The following is a 16163-nucleotide window of genomic DNA, read 5'->3' on the forward strand; positions in this document are numbered from 1 at the left end:
TACCCGGCGGTGCGCCGCCGGGTAGCCGAGGGCCGCCTGGAACTCACCGGCATGTACTTCGACCTGGAGACCGCCCAGGTGCACGTGCTCGACGCCACCACCGGCGAGTTCGCGCCGGTCGAGCCGGAGGTCCCGGCGCAGCGCCGACCGCGGACCGCCGCCGACGAGGAGGACCGCCCCGGCGACCTGTCGCCGGCCTGACCGCCGATCCGCCCCGGGTCGCGGGGCCGGCGGTGCCCGACCGGGCGCCGCCGGCCCCGCGGCTCAGTCGTCGGCCGGGGGGCGGTCGTCCCGCTCGTCCTGCTGCACCTCGGACGCCTGGTATCGGGCGAACCCGATGATCACGACGATCGCGACGACGGGCAGGGCGAACAGCACCACCCACATCCCGGAGAATTCCATGGGCACCGTTTCCCGGACGTCCGGCGGCGCGGGCGCGCGGGCCCGCGGTTCGCCCCCGCGCGGCACGGCCGGGGGCGACTGACCGTCCCAATTTAGCGCTGTTTCCGCGCTTCCGCCGCGCCCCACCCCGCGCCCACCCGCGTCCCGCATCCCGCATCCCCGGGCACCGCAGGGGGGCCGGCACCGGGGCACGCACCGCGACGGCGCCCGCGCCGTGGCAGGGGGTGAGGGGAGAGTCGGCCGGTAAGCCGGATTCTGTCGGTTCCCGTGGGAACCGGGCGGCCATCCATCTGGGGCCACCGTTGCCGGTGACCTCGGTGCGGTCTACCCGCGAACCTCGGGCGGGCCGCCCTCGGGCGGTTCGCGCGGGGGGCCGGAGCCCCCCTTTTCGACCTTGCTCCGGGTGGGGTTTACCGAGCCGACCGGATCACTCCGGCCGCTGGTGGTCTCTTACACCACCGTTTCACCCTTACCACCGCGGACGGTGGCGGTCTGTTTTCTGTGGCACTGTCCCGCGGGTCGCCCCGGGTCGGTGTTACCGACCACCCTGCCCTGTGGAGTCCGGACTTTCCTCGACGCCGCCGAGCGGCGCCGCGGCCGCCTGGCCGACTCTCCCGCCCCCATTCTAGGCCGGTGCGCGGTGCCCGCGCGCCGCCGCGGACCGCTCGTCCAGGTGGGCGGTGTCGTTGACCGCGCGCACCAGCATCGGGCCGTCGGCGAAGCAGTCGACGCGCGACAGGCACGCGGTGTCGAGGTGCATCCGGTACAGCGCCTCGGGCGGGGCGAGCAGGGCCTGCTGGAGCAGGATCTTGATGGGGGTGACGTGGGATACCACGAGGACCGTCCGCGCGGGGTGGCGCGCCAGGAGCGCGGCCCGCGCGCGGGCCGCCCGTTCGGCGACCGCGGCGAAGGCCTCGCCGCCGCCGGGCGCGGCGGCGGGGTCGGCCAGCCACCGGTCGAGGTCGTCGGGCCAGCGGTCGCGCACCTCGGCGAAGGTGAGCCCCTCCCACGCGCCGAAGTCGGTCTCGCGCAGGTCGTCGTCGTACTCGACGGCGAGGCCGAGCGCCTCCGCGATCGGGGCGGCGGTGTCGCGGGCGCGCCGCAGCGGGGAGGACACGACGGCGTCGATCCGCTCGCCGGCCAGCCGCCGGGCGGCGGCGCGCGCCTGGGCGCGGCCGGTGGCGGTGAGCGGGATGTCGCCCGTACCGGCGAAGCGGCGCTCGACCGACAGCGGGGTCTCGCCGTGCCGCAGGAGCAGCAGCCGGGTGGGGGTGGTGTCGGGTGCGCCCCAGCCCGGCGCGGGGCCGGCCGGGCCGGTGGCCGCGCTCGCGTGGCGCGGGGCGTCGGGTGCGGGCGGGGCCCCGGCCGGCGGTGCGGCCGGGGGTTCCCCGGCGGCGCCGAGGCGGACCGGGCGGCCCTCGGCGGCGGCGTCCATGGCCTCGTTGGCCAGCCGGTCGGCGTGGGCGTTGCGGGCGCGCGGCACCCAGGTGTAGGTGACGGTGCCGAGGTCGGCGGCGAGGGCGCGGGCCTCGTCGGCGAGCGGCCGCATGGCGGGGTGCTTGACGCGCCACCGGCCCGACATCTGCTCGACGACGAGCTTGGAGTCCATGCGCACCTCGGCGTCGGCGCCGGGGGCGAGGCGGACGGCGGCGGCGAGCCCGGCGATGAGGCCCCGGTACTCGGCGACGTTGTTGGTGGCCGTGCCGATGGCCTCGGCGGCCTCGGCGAGGACCGCTCCGTCGGCGTCGCGGACGACCGCGCCGAAGCCCGCGGGCCCCGGGTTGCCTCGGGAACCGCCGTCGGCCTCGATGAGCAGGCGGCGGCTCACCGGCGGCCCCCGGCGGACCGCGGGGCGGCGGTCACAGGCCGGACTCGTCGGTGCGGACGAGGATGCGCCGGCAGTCCTCGCAGCGGAGCACCTCGTCGGCGGGCGCCTGGCGGATCTGGCCGAGTTCGGAGGTGCTCAGCGCGAGCTTGCAGCCCTCGCAGCGGCCGTAGCGCAGCGCGGCGGCGCCGACCCCGTCGTACTGGTCGCGGAGCTTGGTGTAGAGGGCGAGGAGGTCATCGGGGACCTCGGCGGCCACCCGCGTGCGCCGGTCGGCGGCGGAGGCGCGGTCCGCCTCGATCTCCAGGACGGCGGAGGAGCGGCGGTCCTCGGCGGCCTCGCGCTCGCTCTCGGCGGCGGCGAGGTCGGCGCGCAGGGCGGTGCCGCGCGCCTCGGCGGCCTCGCGGCGCTCCATGACCTCCAGCACGATCTCCTCCAGCTCGGACTGGCGGCGCCGCAGCGACGCGATCTCCGACTGGAGACCTTCCAGCTCCTTGGGCGAGGACACCTGGCCGGCGTCGAGGCGGCGGGTGTCGCGCTCGGTGCGGGCGCGCACCTGGTCGACGTCGGACTCGGCCTTGCGCTGCTCGCGGTCGAGGTCGGACAGCTCGGTGGCATTGGCGGCGAGGGCGTCCCGCAGCTCGGTGAGCCGGGCGTCGAGGCGGGACAGCTCGGCCAGCTCGGGCAGCGTGCGGACGCGGTGCGCGAGCCGGGAGAGTCCGCTGTCGATCTCCTGGAGGTCGAGCAGCCGGATCTGCTGGGCGGGTGCGGCTTTCACGGGGGTTCGGGACTCCTTCTCAAGCGGCGGTGGCGGCGGTGGTGCGGCGGCTAGAAGCGCTGGGTCCAGGCGTCGGTGACGGCCGTGGAGACGCGGGTCTCCACGTTAGCCCGTCCCCCGGCCAGCGCGCGGGTGAGGCGGTCGGCGCCGTCGGCCAGCCAGGGCCACTCGCCGGCCCAGTGCGGGACGTCGATGAGGGCGGCGCCGCCCTGTTCGGCGAACTCCGACGCCGGGTGGTGGCGCAGGTCGGAGGTGAGGAAGACGTCGACCCCCGCGGCGCGGGCGGCGCCGAGCAGGGAGTCCCCCGCGCCGCCGGAGACGGCGACGCGGTGGACGGTGCGGTCGGGGTCGCCGGCCACTCGGATGCCCGCGGGGGTGGCGGGCAGGCCCGCGGCGGCCTGCGCGGCGAAGTCGCGCAGGGCCATGGGGGCGGGGAGGGTGCCGACGCGGCCGATGCCGCGCCGCCCGGCGGGGTCGGCGGGGTCGGGGTCGAGCGGGGCGAGGTCGCCGGTGAGGCCGACGGCGGCGGCGAGGGCGTCGGAGACGCCGGGGTCGGCGGTGTCGGCGTTGGTGTGCGCGGTGTAGAGGGCGGTGCCGGCCGTGATGAGGCGGTGCACGATCCGGCCCTTGGGGGTGGTGGCGGCGACGCTCGTGACGCCGCGCAGCAGCAGCGGGTGGTGGGTGACCACCAGGTCGGCGCCCCATTCCTCGGCCTCGTCGACGACCTCGGCGACCGGGTCGACCGCGAAGAGGACGCGGCGGACGGGCTGGCCGGGGTCGCCGCACACGAGGCCGACCGCGTCCCAGGACGCGGCCCAGGCGGGGTCGTAGAGGGCCTCGAAGGCCGCGACGACGTCGTTCAGGGTCGGCGGGGAAACAGTGGTGGTCACGGACCGCAGGGTAGCGGGTCGCGGGCGGCCGCCGGGCGCGGCGCGCACCCCCCACCTCCATATCCGACGTAACGGGACATTTCACCGCAGTTGACACCGACGCAACACCCGGCGTCGAACCTGGTCGGTGGCCGGCGCGACCCGCCGCCCGCGCACCCCGGCCGGCGCGAACCGCCCGCCCCCGTCTCCCCGCTGGAGGACCCGCCATGACGCTGCCCACGACCGCACCCGCGACCACCGCCCGGCCCGCCCCGCTGGAGACGCCGCAGCGGGTGGCGGTGGTCGGCGCCGGCGCCGTGGGGGCCGTGGTCGCCGCCGCGGTCCGCACGGCCGGGCACTCCGTCACCCTGTGCGTCCGGCGCCCCGTCGGCGACCTGGTGGTCGAGTACGAGGGGCTCCGGCACCGCCCGATGCTGCCCGCCGCCGTCCGCCCCGACTCCGTCGAGGGCCCCGTCGACTGGCTGCTGCTCGCCACCAAGGCCCAGGACACCCGGCACGCCCTGCCCTGGATCCGGCACCTCGCCGGGCCGCGCACCCGCGTGGTCGCCCTGCAGAACGGGGTCGACCACCACGAGCGCATCGCCCCGCTGCTGGCGGCGGGCGAGCTGCTGCCCGCCCTGGTGTACGTCTCCGCCGAGCGCGTCTCCCGCGACCACGTCCGGCACCGGTGGGGGCGGCGGCTCGTCGTACCGGCGGGCGAGGCGGGCACCGGCCTCGCCCGGCTGCTCGCCGGCTCGCGCATGGAGGTGGTCCGCGAGACCGACTTCACCACGGCCGCCTGGCGCAAGCTGCTGATGAACGTCGCCGCCAACCCGCTCACAGCGCTGACCCTGCGCCGCGTCGACGTGCTGCGCAGCCCCGACATGCGCGAGCTGGCGCACGGCCTGCTCGACGAGGCCGTGGCCGTCGGCCGCGCCGAGGGCGCCCGGCTCGACCCCTCCGACGCGGTGCAGACCCTCGACTTCTTCGACGCCCTGCACCCGCACAGCGGCACGTCCATGCTGGCCGACCGGCAGGCCGGGCGCCCCGTCGAGTACGACCTGATCACCGGCGCGGTGGTGCGGGCCGGCGAGCGCCACGGCGTGCCGGTCCCGCTCAACCGGTCGGTGCTGGCGCTGCTGCGGGCGCTGGGCGGCGGCGCCGACGAACCGGGCCTCCAGCACGCCGTCGGCCCCTCCTGACCCGCCCGGCGGGGTGGCCTCGGGCGGCGGGCGTCCAATACCGTCGTCGTGCACGCGCCCCGCCCCGGGGCCGACGAGAGGAAGGACGGCGGGCCGTGAAGTTCCTGGTGCGCGAACGCGTCTTCGACATCGGAGACGACTTCTGGGTCGAGAACGAGGCGGGCGACCGGGTGTTCCTGGTCGACGGCAAGGCGCTGCGCCTGCGTACCACCTTCGAACTGAAGGACCCCGAGGGCAACGAGCTGCTGCGCATCCGCAAGGCGGTGCTCAGCGTGCGCGAGGCCATGCGCATCGACCGCGACGGCGAACCGGTCGCCACCGTGCGCAAGCGCGTCTTCAACCCCATCAAGGACAAGCTGGTGGTGGAGTTCCCCGGCGGCCACGAGTGGGAGATCACCGGCGACTTCCTCGACAAGGAGTACAGCGTCAACGACGCGGGCGGGCCCGTCGCGCACATCTCGCGCAAGTGGTTCCGGCTGCGCGACACCTACGCGGTCGACGTCAACACCTACCGCACCGACGCGGGCGGCGACCCCGCCCTGGTCATCTGCGTGGCGGTGTGCGTCGACGCCATGACCCGCGACGACGGCGCCGACGAGGACTGAGCCCGGCGGCCCGGCGGTGCCCCGCCGCCGCGGCCGCGCCGGGCCAGGCAGGGCCGGCCGTCAGGCCGACGCCGCGGCGCGCCCGCGCGCCAGCGCCCCCGCCAGGTAGACCCCGACCGCGCCGGCCAGGGCGCCGCCCAGCAGCCAGCCCGCCACGGCCGCGGGCGGGGCCGCGTCGAACGGCCCCGCCACCGCCGCCGCCAGGTACACCGCGGTGCCGATCGCGGCGGCCCCGCCGGCGGCCGGGACGCCCCACCGGCGCAGCGCCCACCACCCCGCCAGCGGGGTGGCCACCAGGCGGACGCCCAGCGCCGCCAGGCCGAGGCCGATGTTGGCCCCCACGACCTCGTCGGCGGTCTGGCGCCCGACCACCCAGGCGGCGCCCAGCACCACCAGGCCCACTCCGGCGGTGGCGGCCGCGCCCGCGGCGGCCCCCCGCAACACGTCCGTCCAGCGCGGCGCGAATCGGCTCGTCGTCATGGCCCCATCCTGGCATCGGCGGCGCGGCCCTCGGCGGACGCGCCGCGACCGGGGGCGTCCGCGCCACCCCGCGCCCGCCGTGACCTGCGCCTGCGGGCGCGGGGTGGCGCTAGGCTGGGGGCGATCATGACCGGACTTCCCTTCACGCCCATCGGGGCGCACGTTCCCGTCGCCGGCGGCCTGGCGACCCGCGGCCTGCCCTACGCCGCGCAGATCGAGGCCGAGACCGTGCAGGTCTTCGTGTCCAACCCGCGCGGCTGGGCCACCACCCCGGGCGTTCCGGCCGAGGACGCCCTGCTGCGCGCCCGCGCCGACCTCCCGGTGTTCGTGCACGCCCCCTACCTCATCAACCTCGGGGCGCCGGACGACGCCATCGCCGCCAAGTCCACCGCGTCGCTGGAGAACGCGCTGCGCCGCGGCGCCGAGATCGGCGCGCGCGGCGTGGTCGTGCACACCGGGTCGGCCGTGCGCGGCACCCGCACCGAGGGCCTGGCGCGGATGCGCGACCGGCTGCTGCCGATGCTGGAGCGCCTGGGCGAGGACGTCCCGCCGGTGCTGCTGGAGCCGATGGCCGGGCAGGGGCAGGTGCTGTGCGCCACGGTCGACGACCTCGCCGGCTACCTCGCCGCGCTCGACTGGCACCCGCGCGCCCGCGTGTGCCTCGACACCGCCCACCTGTTCGCGGCCGGCCACGACATCTCCACCCCGGAGCTGATGGCGGCCGTCCTCGACCGGTTCGGCGAGGTCGTGGGCGCCGACCGGCTGGGGCTGGTGCACGCCAACGACTCCGCGTCGGCGTGCGGGAGCAACAAGGACCGGCACGCCAACATCGGGGCGGGGGAGATCGGCGCCGAACCGTTCGCCGAACTGTTCCGGCACCCCGTCAGCGCGGGCGTGCCGCTGACCTGCGAGACCCCCGGTCCGGTCGCCGAGCACGCGGCCGACGTCGCCACGCTGAAGCGGCTGCGCGCCGCGGCCACGGGCACCGCGGACCAGGGCGCCGCGGGCTGAGCCGGACGCGTCCGCGCCGGGCCGCCTGACGGCGGCCCGGCGCGGCGCGCGTGGCGCGTCAGCCCGTCGGATGCTCGTGGCGGCCGCGCCCGGTGCCCTCGGGCGCGTGCGCGGCGGAGGCCCGCCCGGCCGGGCCGACCGCCTCCTCCCCCGCTGCGCCGGCCGCCGGCGCGGTGCCGCGCCGCCCGGTGTCGGCGGGCACGCCCCGGGCGTCGGCCCGCCCGGCGCCGTAGGCGTCGTCGCCACGGGCGAGGTGGTCGGGCCAGCCGGCGGTCATGCCGTAGATGACGAGCACGTCGATGGCGATCGCGATGAGCGACCACAGGGGGTTCGACACCAGGAACGCCAGTTGGGCGACGGCGTTCACCGCCGCGAGGACGACCGCGAGCGCGCGGGCCCACGTCTTCCCCGACAGCAGCGCGGCGCCCGCGGCGAGCAGCACCACACCCCACACGGCCAGGACGATGCCCCACAGGGTGAAGCCGGTCACCAGCATGTCGCCATCGGCGACGAAGTAGTACTCGGGCGTGAACATCGCGACGATGCCCTGGACGACGTTGATGGCGCCGACGACGAAGAGCAGTGTCGCGCCGAAGACTCCCCAACCGTTCGCCTTCGTGGTTCTCATTGCGCGTTCCTCTCGGATGGCGTCGGGGAGCGGGCTCCCCGTGAGCGAGGCTCGGTCACGGCTTCACGATGCACGAGTCCACACCCGCAAATCCACGCACTTCACCCAAGCTTTGGCGAAAACGGACGGAACGCCGCCCTGGCGGGCCACCGGATCGGCCGCCCGGCCGGCGGCCCGGCCGCCGGTCAGAGCACGCCGCGCAGGCCCCGGGCCAGGAACACGCCGCCGAACACGAACAGCACGGTCGTGGTCACCACGTCGTTGTGCTCGACCAGCCACCCCCGCACCCGGTCGAGCCCGCCTCCGCCGCACTCCCCCGCCGCCAGGGCCGCGACCAGCGGGGCCGCCACGGTCGCCGTCCCGAGGAGCGCGAACACCAGCGCCGACACCAGGGCGCCGCCCGCGCCCAGTCCGAACGCGCCCACGGCCGCGCCCGCCCCCACGAGCATCGCGAGGTTCTTGGGGTTGAGCGCCGCCAGCGCCGCCGCCAGCCCCGCCGCGCGGGCGGGGTCGTACCCGCCGATGTCGGACAGCCAGGCCGGCGGGGCGTCCGCCGTGGCGGCGCCGCGCCGCAGGTGCCGGTGCGCCGCCTGCCCGGCGAGTGCGACCATCACCACCCCGATGACCAGGTGCAGCAGGCCCACCCACCCCGGCAGCACACCGGCGCGGTCGGGGTCGGCGCCCAGCGACGTGATGAGGGCGACCACGAACGCGACCGCCGCCGCGGTCCCGAACCACGCCCCGGTGAACGCGGCCGCGGCGGCCGTCCCCCCGGACGACCGGAGCAGCAGGACGACCGCCGCGACGGGCAGCGGGGCGAGGACGAGCCCGAAGGCGAACGGAAGGAGTTCGGCGAAGGCGTTCGGCACGGCGACTCCTCAACTGGACGGCCGGTCGGGGCGCGGCCCACCGGGCGCGCACACCTGTGACCCATCCTGGGCCCGCGGGCCGTCCGGCGGTGCGCGGCCGCCGGCGGTCTTGACGGGTTTCCGGCCGGACCTTTGCGCCGACGTTGCGGCGCCCGCCGACCGGGCGCGCCCCGGACCGGTCGTGCCGCGCGCGGCGGCGCGGTGGGCGGCGGGGCGCCGCGCGGGGACGCGGACCGCGGGGGCGCGCCGCAGCACCAGGGCGACGAGGAAGGCCCGCCACTCCGCGGCGGGGAACGCGAGGCGGGTCAGATCGGGGTGGGTGGAGTCGCGGACGAGCGCTCTGGGCCCGGTATCGGGCGGTTCCTCGGGGCCGTCCGCCCCCGTCTCGCCGGGGTTCCGGGGCCCGATGTGGGCCACCTCCACGCAGTTCACTCCCTGACCGCTGTGGCTGCTCTTCCGGAACTCCGGCTCGGATCTCATCTCGCGGCCTTCACCGCCCCCAGGGCGTCGGCGATCACGTCGAGCGACCGGGCCGTCCCGTACGCCACTTCACGGATGTCGGCGAACGTGGCGACGTAGGTGCCCACGTCGCACGGCAGCTCCAGGTAGAGGGCGTCGTTGAGGGTCTCGACGCACACGATCGTGGGATCGAGCGGGTTGGGGAACTCCAGGATCATGAACGGCGCCGTCAGCGCCGCGTGCGCGCCCACCTCGTAGGGCAGCACCTGCACGTCCACGTTGGGGGTCTGCGCCATGTGCAGCAGGTGGCGCAGCTGGCCGGCCATGACCTCGGGGCCGCCGATCCCCCGGTGCAGCACGGCCTCGTCGACGACCGCGTGCAGGTGCACGGGGTCGAACCGGGTGAGGATGGCGCGCCGCGCCATCCGCGCCTCGACCCGGCGGCGCACGGCCTCGGGGTCGGGGCGCATGCCGCCGAGGAAGATGGCCTCGGCGTAGGCGGGGGTCTGCAGCAGTCCGGGGACCACCTGCGACTCGAAGGCGCGCAGCGCGCACGCCTCGGCCTCGAAGTCGGGCAGCGCCTCGTTGCCGAACACGTCCTTGTAGCGGGCCCACCACCCGCGCTCGCGGGCGTCGAGGGCGAGCCCCTGCAGGGTCTCGCGTTCGACGGGGTCGGTGATGCCGTACAGGTCCATGAGCCCGTCGAGGTCGGCGGGCTTGATGCGTTTGGACTCGGTGGTCTCCATCTTGGAGACCTTGCCGACGCTCCATCTCATGGCCGCGGCGACCTGCGAGGTGGTGTACCCGCACCCGGTGCGGGCCCGGCGGAGGTGTGCTGCGAGGCGGCGCAGGCGCAGCGACGGGCTGCGCGCGGCCGACAGGAGGGCGCTCTGGTGGACTGACACGTGCTCTCTCGCGATGGCGACGGGTTCCGGCCCCGTGGAGGTGTCGCCGACGGCCGGGGTGATCACCGGGGCCATGGAGAGCACGGTACTTATGCGAACGCCGCTCTGTCCTCTGAACAGCGATTTTCGTCCGCTACCGGACCGGGGTACCCGGCGCCGGCCGCGCCGGAGGGGTCAGGCCCCGGCCGCCGCCCCGTCGCCGGGGAGCGCCACGCGGGCGACCGCGCCGCCCGTGAGCGTGCCGAGGACGAGGCCGTCCCCGGTCTCGCGGACGCCGGTGGCCATCCGGAAGCCGGGGACGCGGCGCTGCAGGTCGGCGACGGTGCGGCCGAGGGGGTCGACCGCCATCACCCAGGCCGTGGGCGGGGGCGTGGGGTGCAGGGCCGGGGGCAGCGCCCACAGCGCGCGGCGGAGCCCGGGCGCCCGGGGCAGCGCCCAGTCGAGCGCGGCGTTGCGGGGCGACGGCAGGGCGATCCACACCCGGCCGTCGCGGCCGGTGCTGAGGTTGTCGGGCATGCCCGGCAGGTTGTCGACGAGCACGTCGTCGCGGCCGGCGCGGGGACCGGTCAGCCAGACGCGGCGCAGCCGGTAGGCGCTGGTCTCGGCGACCGCGACGAACGTCCCGTCGGCGGCGAGCGCCACCCCGTTGGCGAAGCACAGGCCGTCCAGCAGCACGTCGACGGCGCCGTCGGGGGTGCGCCGCAGGAGCCGGCCGGAGGCGCGGTGCTCCAGCACGTCGGCCATCCAGTACCGCAGCGGGAACCGGTGGCTGGAGTCGCTGAAGTACACGGTGCCGTCGGGGGCGACCGCCGCGTTGTTGCACAGGGCGAGCCGGTCGCCGTCGGCGGGGACGAGGACCTCCAGTCCGGTGCCGTCGGGGTCGACGCGCAGCAGCCCGCGTTCGGCGTCGCACACGACGATGCGGCCGTCGGCGGCGACCTCGATGCCGAGCGGGCGGCCCCCGGTGTCGACGACGAGGTCCGGGCGCGGCGCGCCGGGGCGCAGCCGGAGCACCAGGCCGCCCTCGACGCCGGTGAGCACCGATCCGTCGGCCTCGACGGCGACGTCCTCGGGGCCGACCGCGTCGACGGGCAGCAGGCGCGGGCGGGGCATCGGCGGAGTGCTGGCCCGGCGCCGGGCGCGCGGCGGCGCGGGCGGCGGGTTCCAGGTGGCGGGGTCGATGGGCGGTCGCGGCATGCGGGGCTCCCGAGGGGGTGGGGCCGACGGGCCGGACCGGCAGCATAACCCGCCGCCCTCGGCCGGCGCCCCCGGCGCGCGGGGAATTCGCGGGAATCGCGGTCCCGCACCGCACGGAGGGCCGGAGTTGGGCCACAATGAGAACGATCGGCATGGGAGGACGGTGCGGAACATGGACCCGGTGAGTCTGGTGCTCGGAGCGGCCATCGCGCTGGGCGGGGTGCTGATCGGGCGGGCGATGCCGCGGCGCGCCGACCGCGCGGCCGCCCGGCGCGACCGCCAGCAGCCGTCGATCCCCGCCGCACCGCGCACGCCGCAGCCCATCTGCGGGTGCGGCCACCACCTGGTCTTCCACGACAAGGACTCCAAGATGTGCCAGGCCCAGGTCGTCATCCCGGGCCGCTGGACCGGTCAGAGCGGCGGCACCTACCGCCAGTGCATGTGCCAGGGCTACCGCGGCCCGGTCCCGCTGGACGAGTACTACGCCCCTGACCTGCTCAACGGCGAGTCCTGACCCTCCGCCGGTCCACGGACGTCCGCCGGTGTCCGGGGCCGTCCGTCGGAGATGGGCACCCCGGTGGGCACGCGGCGCGGGGGTCCGGGGCGGCGTAGGGTGCCGGGATGCACGCCACGTTGACCGAGCACGCCCGCTGCCTGTTCGGGGACGAGTACCGGGCCGCGCCGGAGTGCGCGGCGGAGCACCGCGAGCACTACTTCGTCGAGGAGCTGACCTTCGCCGACGCGGACGCGATCCTGGCGATGCTGCGCGAGCTGTGCCCCAACGAGGTCGACGGCCGGCTCCCGGTCTGGGTCCGGAACCTGGCGTACCGGCTGGCCGTCCTCCAGCGGCCGGACGACCCGGCGCTGCTCCGGGCGGCGGCCGGGAACCTGTGGCTGCACGGCCCGGACTGGGACGCCGAGGCGGCGGACCTGGAGCGGCGGGCCGCCGCGCTGGAGGCGGGCGTTCCAACGGCGGACTGAGGTCGGCGCACGTCCGGCGGCGGCGCCGTGGCGGGCGGGTTGGAGTGGGGCGTCGGCACCGGCGGAACCGGCCTGGGCGTGGCAGGGTGGGTGGATGACCGACACGCCCTCCGGGCCGGTGCCCGGTCCCGTCTGGGTCGTCGCGGGCGCCCCCGGCGCGGGGAAGTCGACCGTCGCCGCGCTGCTGGCGGCGCGGCTGCGCCCGGTGCCCGCCCTGCTCGACAAGGACACGCTGTACAGCGGGTTCGTCGCCGAGGTGCTGACCGCGTACGGCCGCCCCTACGGCGAGCGCGAGGGCCCTTGGTACGACGTCCGCGTGAAGGCGCACGAGTACGCCGGGCTGACCGCCGCCGCCCGGCGGGTGCGCGCCAACGGGTGCCCCGTTCTGCTCGACGCCCCGTTCACCGGCCAGATCCGCGACAGCGACACGTGGGCGGCGTGGACGTCGGCCCTCGGCGGCGACCCGGTGCGCCTGGTGTGGGTGCGCACCGACCCGGCGACGCTGCGGTCGCGCCTGGCGGCGCGCGGCCGGGAGCGCGACGCCGGGAAGCTCGCCGGCTTCGACGCGTTCGCGGCCCGGGTGCGTCCGGACGAGCCGCCCGCCGCGCCGCACACCGCGATCGACAACCGGGCGGGCGCTCCCCCGCTGTCGTCGCAGGTGGCGGCGGTGATCGCGGCGGCGTCCGGACGTGAGCTCTGACGTCGGAGGGGTAGGGGGGCGGCATGGGATTCGGATGGTTGGAAATTCTCGTCATCGCCCTGCTGGCGATCGGCATCCCCAGCATCTTCGTCACCGTCGCGGTGCTCATGCGGCGCAACTACAAGCGGAGCTTCCGCCGCTAGGGCCGACCGCCCACCCGCCGCGGGCCGCCGGGGGGCCGACCGCCCACCCGCCGCGGGCCGCCGGGGGGGGCCGGTCGCGCGCGCGGGCGGGCGGCTCAGGGGGCGGTGGGGACGGTGACCCGCTGGAGGAGGCCCCAGGTGAAGTCCGCGACGGCCGGCACGGGGCGGCCGCCGTCCCCGGCGAGCGCCGTGAAGGCGAGGCGCCACCGCGACGGCGCGTCCCCTTCGAGCGGGCGCGCGTCCGGGAACGCGCGGACGACGTCGTCCACGACGCAGGACCACGGTGCCAGGTCGGCCAGGGTGCGCAGCGGGGGCGGGGCGCCCCCGTCGTCCCGGACCAGCCACTCCTGGACGACCCCGCCGCCCGCCACCGTGACCACCTCGAACACCAACTCCGGCCAGAGCGGCAGCGGCCAGTGGTGGGCCCGGCAGACGAGGTCGCCCACGGCGACGTCGCGCACCCGCGCGGGCGGCCCGAGGGGCAGCGCGTAGCGGCGCACCCCCCGGGGCGCCCGCGCGGCGCGGGTGAACGCCTGCCAGCGCCGGTTGGCCTCGCGCATCTCGGTGCGCGAGGCGTCCAGGACGCGCCGCGCGTCGTCGACCAGGTCGGGGCGGGTGTCGGCCATCCGGCGGAGCAGGACGAGTTGGAACCCGCGCACGCCCATGTCCCGCACCGAATGGCCCCCCGCGTCCGTCACCAGCGCAGCCGCGCCACCACCCCGTCGCCTTCGGCGAGCGCGTCGGAGGAGTCCGGCGGGAGCACCGTGGCGTCGGCCCCGCTGGTCAGGGCGATGGCGATCATGCGTTCGCCGAGGTCGGCCTCCGGCACCATGGCCGCCGCCGGCACCCCCGGCGCCGTCTCCCCTTGAGCGTAGTACGCGCCGTCGGGGGCCCGGCCGCCGCGCAGGTCGGCGGCGCCGTCCAGGAACAGGTGGTCGACGCGCCCCTCGCGCAGCGCCCCGAGGGTGTCGCTCACCCCGACCGCGCCCGCGCCGCCGGACAGCGCGGCGTCGCGCGCCTCCCGTGCCGCCTCGGCGCACCGCCGGACGCGGGCGGCCCGCAGCTCCGGGCCGGCCAGTGCGGCGATGTCGGACAGCGACATGCGCTCCACGACCCGGTCCAGCAGGACGATCTCGCGGTTGGCGGAGCCGGTGTCCAGCCCTTGGCGGACGACGTCGAGCAGCTGCGGCCCGCCGGTGATGACGACGGCGCTCCACCCGTGCTCGTCGGCCGTCGCGCGCAGGCGGGGCCGGGCCGAGGAGAGGAAGCGCAGCAGGTGCTCCTCGACGCGGCGCTCGAACCGGTCGTCCTCGCCGGAGGCCCGGGCCAGGGTGCCGCCCTGCCCGGTGGCGGCGCGGCGGGTGGGGCGCCAGTCGTCGTTGTCGAGTTCGAAGGGCAGCCGGTCGAGTTCCCGGGCCTGCCCGAACCGCAGGTCGATGACGCGCACCCCGTCGCGCGACACGGCGAGGACCCCGGCGGGGCCGTCGGTGGTCAGGGCCGCCGCGAGCGGCCGCAGGTAGGGGCGGTCCTCCAACCGCGCGCAGTCCTCCAGCGGCATCTGCACCGCCAGGGTGCGGACGTCCTCGCCGCCCACGCGGGCGAACAGCGCCCGACCCATGCCGGACCGGGAGGTGTCGAGGACCGCGTCGAGTTCGGGGGCCAGGGTGTCGAGCCGGTCGAGTACTGCGGCGGTGCGCGCACGGTCGCCGTCGGCGGTGGCCGACTCGCGCAGCGCCGCGATGGCGTTGCCCACGTGGAGTCGCCACGCCGGGGAGGCGGAGGTGTCGCGCGGGTCGGCGGTGGCGTAGACGGAGACCACGCCCATGTCGTCGTTCATCTGGGCCAGGTCCCGCAGCGCCGTCTGGTCAAGGATCACGTTCGTCCCGCCCATCGTCGGTTGCCCGTTCGGGGGACCGGAACCGGCCCCCCGACCCTCCCTAACAGGACACCAGGGGAGGGATCAATGGGTGGTCGGCGTCGTCCCAGGTCCGCGCCAAGAACCCGGATGCAATCACAAAACGTAGATCACTCACATCTCGGACACCCTGCCCTTACTGGTCATCCGACCAGGTAGCGGGTGAAACCGGTTTCACCGGGGTGGTCGGGGGAAGCCCATCGCCATGACGAACACGCGCAGCGCACCGAAGGGCGGAGCCGGCGCCCGCGGCCTCGGCCGCCGGGCCGGCGCCGCCGGCCGCCGGGCCGCCCGCAACCCGTGGCTGCTCCGCCTGGCCCGCGTCGGCCTCGCCGCCAAGGGCCTGCTCTTCCTGATCATCGGCTACCTGGCCGTGCGCATCGCCACCGGCACCGGCGGCGGCGAGCAGGCCGACAACAGCGGCGCCCTGCAGGTCATCGCGCAGAACACCGGGGGCGCGATCGTGCTGTGGGCGGCGGCCGCCGGCATGGGCGGGCTGGCCGTGTGGCAGGCGACGGTGGCCGTGCTGGGCGGGCGCTTCGGCGCCCAGGAGCCGCACCGGCGCGCCGCCGCGGGCGGCCGCGCCGTCGTCTACGCGGTGCTGTGCGGCACGATCGTCCACTACCTGCTGGGCACCGGCGCGCCGCAGTCGCAGGACGCCCAGTCCGAGACGCTGACGGCGCAGCTCATGGCGCTGCCCGCCGGCCGGTTCATCGTCGGCGCGGTCGGCCTGGGCATGATCGGCGTCGGCCTGGGGCAGGGCTGGCGCGGGATCAGCCGCCGGTTCGAATGGGACCTCGACCTCAGCGGGGCGTCGCGGGCCGCCCGCCGGACCGTGCGGGTCCTGGGTGTGGTGGGCAACGTGACGTTCTGCGTGGTGATGTCGGCCGCGGGCCTGTTCATCGGCCAGGCGGCGCTCACCTACGACACGGACCGCGCGCAGGGCCTCGACGGCACGCTGCGCCTCTTCGCCGAGACCCCCGCCGGTCCCCCGCTGCTCTTCGCCGTCGCGGTGGGCGTCATCCTCTACGGCCTCTACTGCTTCTGCGAGTCCCGCTACGTGAAGGGCTGACCCGCTCCCCCGCCCTCCGCCCGCTCCCCCGCCCCGGCCGCCGGGCGGGGGAGCGGGGCGCGCGGGGCGGTGTGACAACCGGGCCCGGTGTCAGGACAATGCATCGGTGACCCGGAACCAGA

Annotated in this window: 20 protein-coding genes and 1 other RNA gene; 8 read left to right on the forward strand and 13 right to left on the reverse strand. The window is 76.8% G+C overall.

Annotated features, from left to right (window positions below):
* Positions 1 to 201, forward strand: a 201-nt coding sequence (locus tag NT8_RS29840) for a hypothetical protein (protein WP_169805206.1), incomplete at its 5' end; no start/stop codon positions are given.
* A gap of 63 nt (positions 202 to 264) precedes the next feature.
* On the opposite strand, the gene NT8_RS29845 is transcribed toward NT8_RS29840, so the two are convergent.
* The 5 genes from NT8_RS29845 to NT8_RS10085 all read right to left on the reverse strand — a co-directional run bounded on the left by NT8_RS29845 (position 265) and on the right by NT8_RS10085 (position 3895).
* Entirely contained in the window at positions 265 to 402 is a 138-nt protein-coding gene (locus NT8_RS29845; protein WP_169805207.1) for a hypothetical protein, read from the reverse strand.
* A gap of 228 nt (positions 403 to 630) precedes the next feature.
* Positions 631 to 1015, reverse strand: an RNA gene (gene rnpB / locus NT8_RS10070) — RNase P RNA component class A.
* Positions 1016 to 1027: 12 nt separating this feature from the next.
* Positions 1028 to 2230, reverse strand: coding sequence for a bifunctional RNase H/acid phosphatase (locus tag NT8_RS10075; RefSeq protein ID WP_067966745.1), 1203 nt, complete (start codon positions 2228 to 2230; stop codon positions 1028 to 1030).
* 31 nt (positions 2231 to 2261) lie between these two features.
* Positions 2262 to 3005 carry a zinc ribbon domain-containing protein gene (locus NT8_RS10080; RefSeq protein WP_067966749.1) on the reverse strand — a complete coding sequence of 248 codons (744 nt, stop codon included), beginning with the start codon at positions 3003 to 3005 and terminating at the stop codon, positions 2262 to 2264.
* Between the two features lie 50 nt (positions 3006 to 3055).
* Entirely contained in the window at positions 3056 to 3895 is an 840-nt protein-coding gene (locus NT8_RS10085; RefSeq protein ID WP_067966821.1) for a Nif3-like dinuclear metal center hexameric protein, read from the reverse strand.
* Between the two features lie 206 nt (positions 3896 to 4101).
* Between NT8_RS10085 and NT8_RS10090 the strand changes: the two genes are divergently transcribed.
* Both NT8_RS10090 and NT8_RS10095 read left to right on the forward strand, forming a co-directional pair.
* On the forward strand, positions 4102 to 5076 hold the full coding sequence (locus NT8_RS10090; RefSeq protein WP_067966752.1) for a 2-dehydropantoate 2-reductase: 975 nt from the start codon (positions 4102 to 4104) through the stop codon (positions 5074 to 5076).
* A gap of 95 nt (positions 5077 to 5171) precedes the next feature.
* Entirely contained in the window at positions 5172 to 5681 is a 510-nt protein-coding gene (locus NT8_RS10095) for an LURP-one-related/scramblase family protein (protein ID WP_067966755.1), read from the forward strand.
* Positions 5682 to 5741: 60 nt separating this feature from the next.
* Here NT8_RS10095 and NT8_RS10100 read toward each other — a convergent pair whose 3' ends face one another.
* Entirely contained in the window at positions 5742 to 6161 is a 420-nt protein-coding gene (locus tag NT8_RS10100) for a hypothetical protein (RefSeq protein ID WP_157515659.1), read from the reverse strand.
* A 126-nt stretch (positions 6162 to 6287) separates the two neighbouring features.
* Here NT8_RS10100 and NT8_RS10105 point away from each other — a divergent pair, with 126 nt between their 5' ends.
* Positions 6288 to 7172 carry a deoxyribonuclease IV gene (locus NT8_RS10105; protein WP_067966763.1) on the forward strand — a complete coding sequence of 295 codons (885 nt, stop codon included), beginning with the start codon at positions 6288 to 6290 and terminating at the stop codon, positions 7170 to 7172.
* A gap of 58 nt (positions 7173 to 7230) precedes the next feature.
* Here the strand turns inward: NT8_RS10105 and NT8_RS10110 are convergent, their stop codons facing one another.
* The 5 genes from NT8_RS10110 to NT8_RS10130 all read right to left on the reverse strand — a co-directional run bounded on the left by NT8_RS10110 (position 7231) and on the right by NT8_RS10130 (position 11230).
* Positions 7231 to 7800 (reverse strand): DUF7144 family membrane protein, encoded by a 570-nt coding sequence (locus NT8_RS10110; protein ID WP_067966766.1) that lies wholly within the window; start codon positions 7798 to 7800, stop codon positions 7231 to 7233.
* Between the two features lie 185 nt (positions 7801 to 7985).
* The gene (locus tag NT8_RS10115; protein WP_067966769.1) at positions 7986 to 8669 is read right to left on the reverse strand and encodes a GAP family protein; all 684 of its coding nucleotides are present in this window, start codon (positions 8667 to 8669) and stop codon (positions 7986 to 7988) included.
* Positions 8670 to 8678: 9 nt separating this feature from the next.
* Positions 8679 to 9149, reverse strand: a complete 471-nt coding sequence (locus NT8_RS31455; RefSeq protein WP_084468801.1) for a DUF397 domain-containing protein — start codon at positions 9147 to 9149, stop codon at positions 8679 to 8681.
* On the reverse strand, positions 9146 to 10108 hold the full coding sequence (locus NT8_RS10125) for a helix-turn-helix domain-containing protein (protein WP_084468802.1): 963 nt from the start codon (positions 10106 to 10108) through the stop codon (positions 9146 to 9148). Before NT8_RS10125 ends, NT8_RS31455 begins: the two co-directional genes overlap by 4 nt.
* A 99-nt stretch (positions 10109 to 10207) precedes the next feature.
* Entirely contained in the window at positions 10208 to 11230 is a 1023-nt protein-coding gene (locus tag NT8_RS10130; protein ID WP_217999147.1) for an SMP-30/gluconolactonase/LRE family protein, read from the reverse strand.
* 172 nt (positions 11231 to 11402) lie between these two features.
* Here NT8_RS10130 and NT8_RS10135 point away from each other — a divergent pair, with 172 nt between their 5' ends.
* The 3 genes from NT8_RS10135 to NT8_RS10145 all read left to right on the forward strand — a co-directional run bounded on the left by NT8_RS10135 (position 11403) and on the right by NT8_RS10145 (position 12911).
* Entirely contained in the window at positions 11403 to 11744 is a 342-nt protein-coding gene (locus NT8_RS10135) for a hypothetical protein (RefSeq protein ID WP_067966774.1), read from the forward strand.
* Between the two features lie 107 nt (positions 11745 to 11851).
* Positions 11852 to 12211, forward strand: a complete 360-nt coding sequence (locus NT8_RS10140) for a hypothetical protein (RefSeq protein WP_067966776.1) — start codon at positions 11852 to 11854, stop codon at positions 12209 to 12211.
* A gap of 94 nt (positions 12212 to 12305) precedes the next feature.
* The gene (locus NT8_RS10145; RefSeq protein ID WP_067966779.1) at positions 12306 to 12911 is read left to right on the forward strand and encodes an AAA family ATPase; all 606 of its coding nucleotides are present in this window, start codon (positions 12306 to 12308) and stop codon (positions 12909 to 12911) included.
* 238 nt (positions 12912 to 13149) lie between these two features.
* Here NT8_RS10145 and NT8_RS10150 read toward each other — a convergent pair whose 3' ends face one another.
* Together NT8_RS10150 and NT8_RS10155 are read right to left on the reverse strand one after the other, a co-directional pair.
* Positions 13150 to 13719 (reverse strand): hypothetical protein, encoded by a 570-nt coding sequence (locus tag NT8_RS10150; protein ID WP_067966783.1) that lies wholly within the window; start codon positions 13717 to 13719, stop codon positions 13150 to 13152.
* 29 nt (positions 13720 to 13748) lie between these two features.
* Positions 13749 to 14930 (reverse strand): VLRF1 family aeRF1-type release factor, encoded by a 1182-nt coding sequence (locus tag NT8_RS10155; protein WP_245646114.1) that lies wholly within the window; start codon positions 14928 to 14930, stop codon positions 13749 to 13751.
* 244 nt (positions 14931 to 15174) lie between these two features.
* On the opposite strand from NT8_RS10155, the gene NT8_RS10160 reads away from it, so the two are divergent.
* Positions 15175 to 16041: a DUF1206 domain-containing protein gene (locus tag NT8_RS10160; protein ID WP_084468803.1), complete on the forward strand. Its 867-nt coding sequence runs from the start codon at positions 15175 to 15177 to the stop codon at positions 16039 to 16041.
* The last annotated feature ends 122 nt before the right edge of the window (positions 16042 to 16163 follow it).

It is taken from the genome of Nocardiopsis trehalosi NBRC 14201 (assembly GCF_001552555.1).
GTDB classification, from domain to species: domain Bacteria; phylum Actinomycetota; class Actinomycetes; order Streptosporangiales; family Streptosporangiaceae; genus Nocardiopsis_B; species Nocardiopsis_B trehalosi.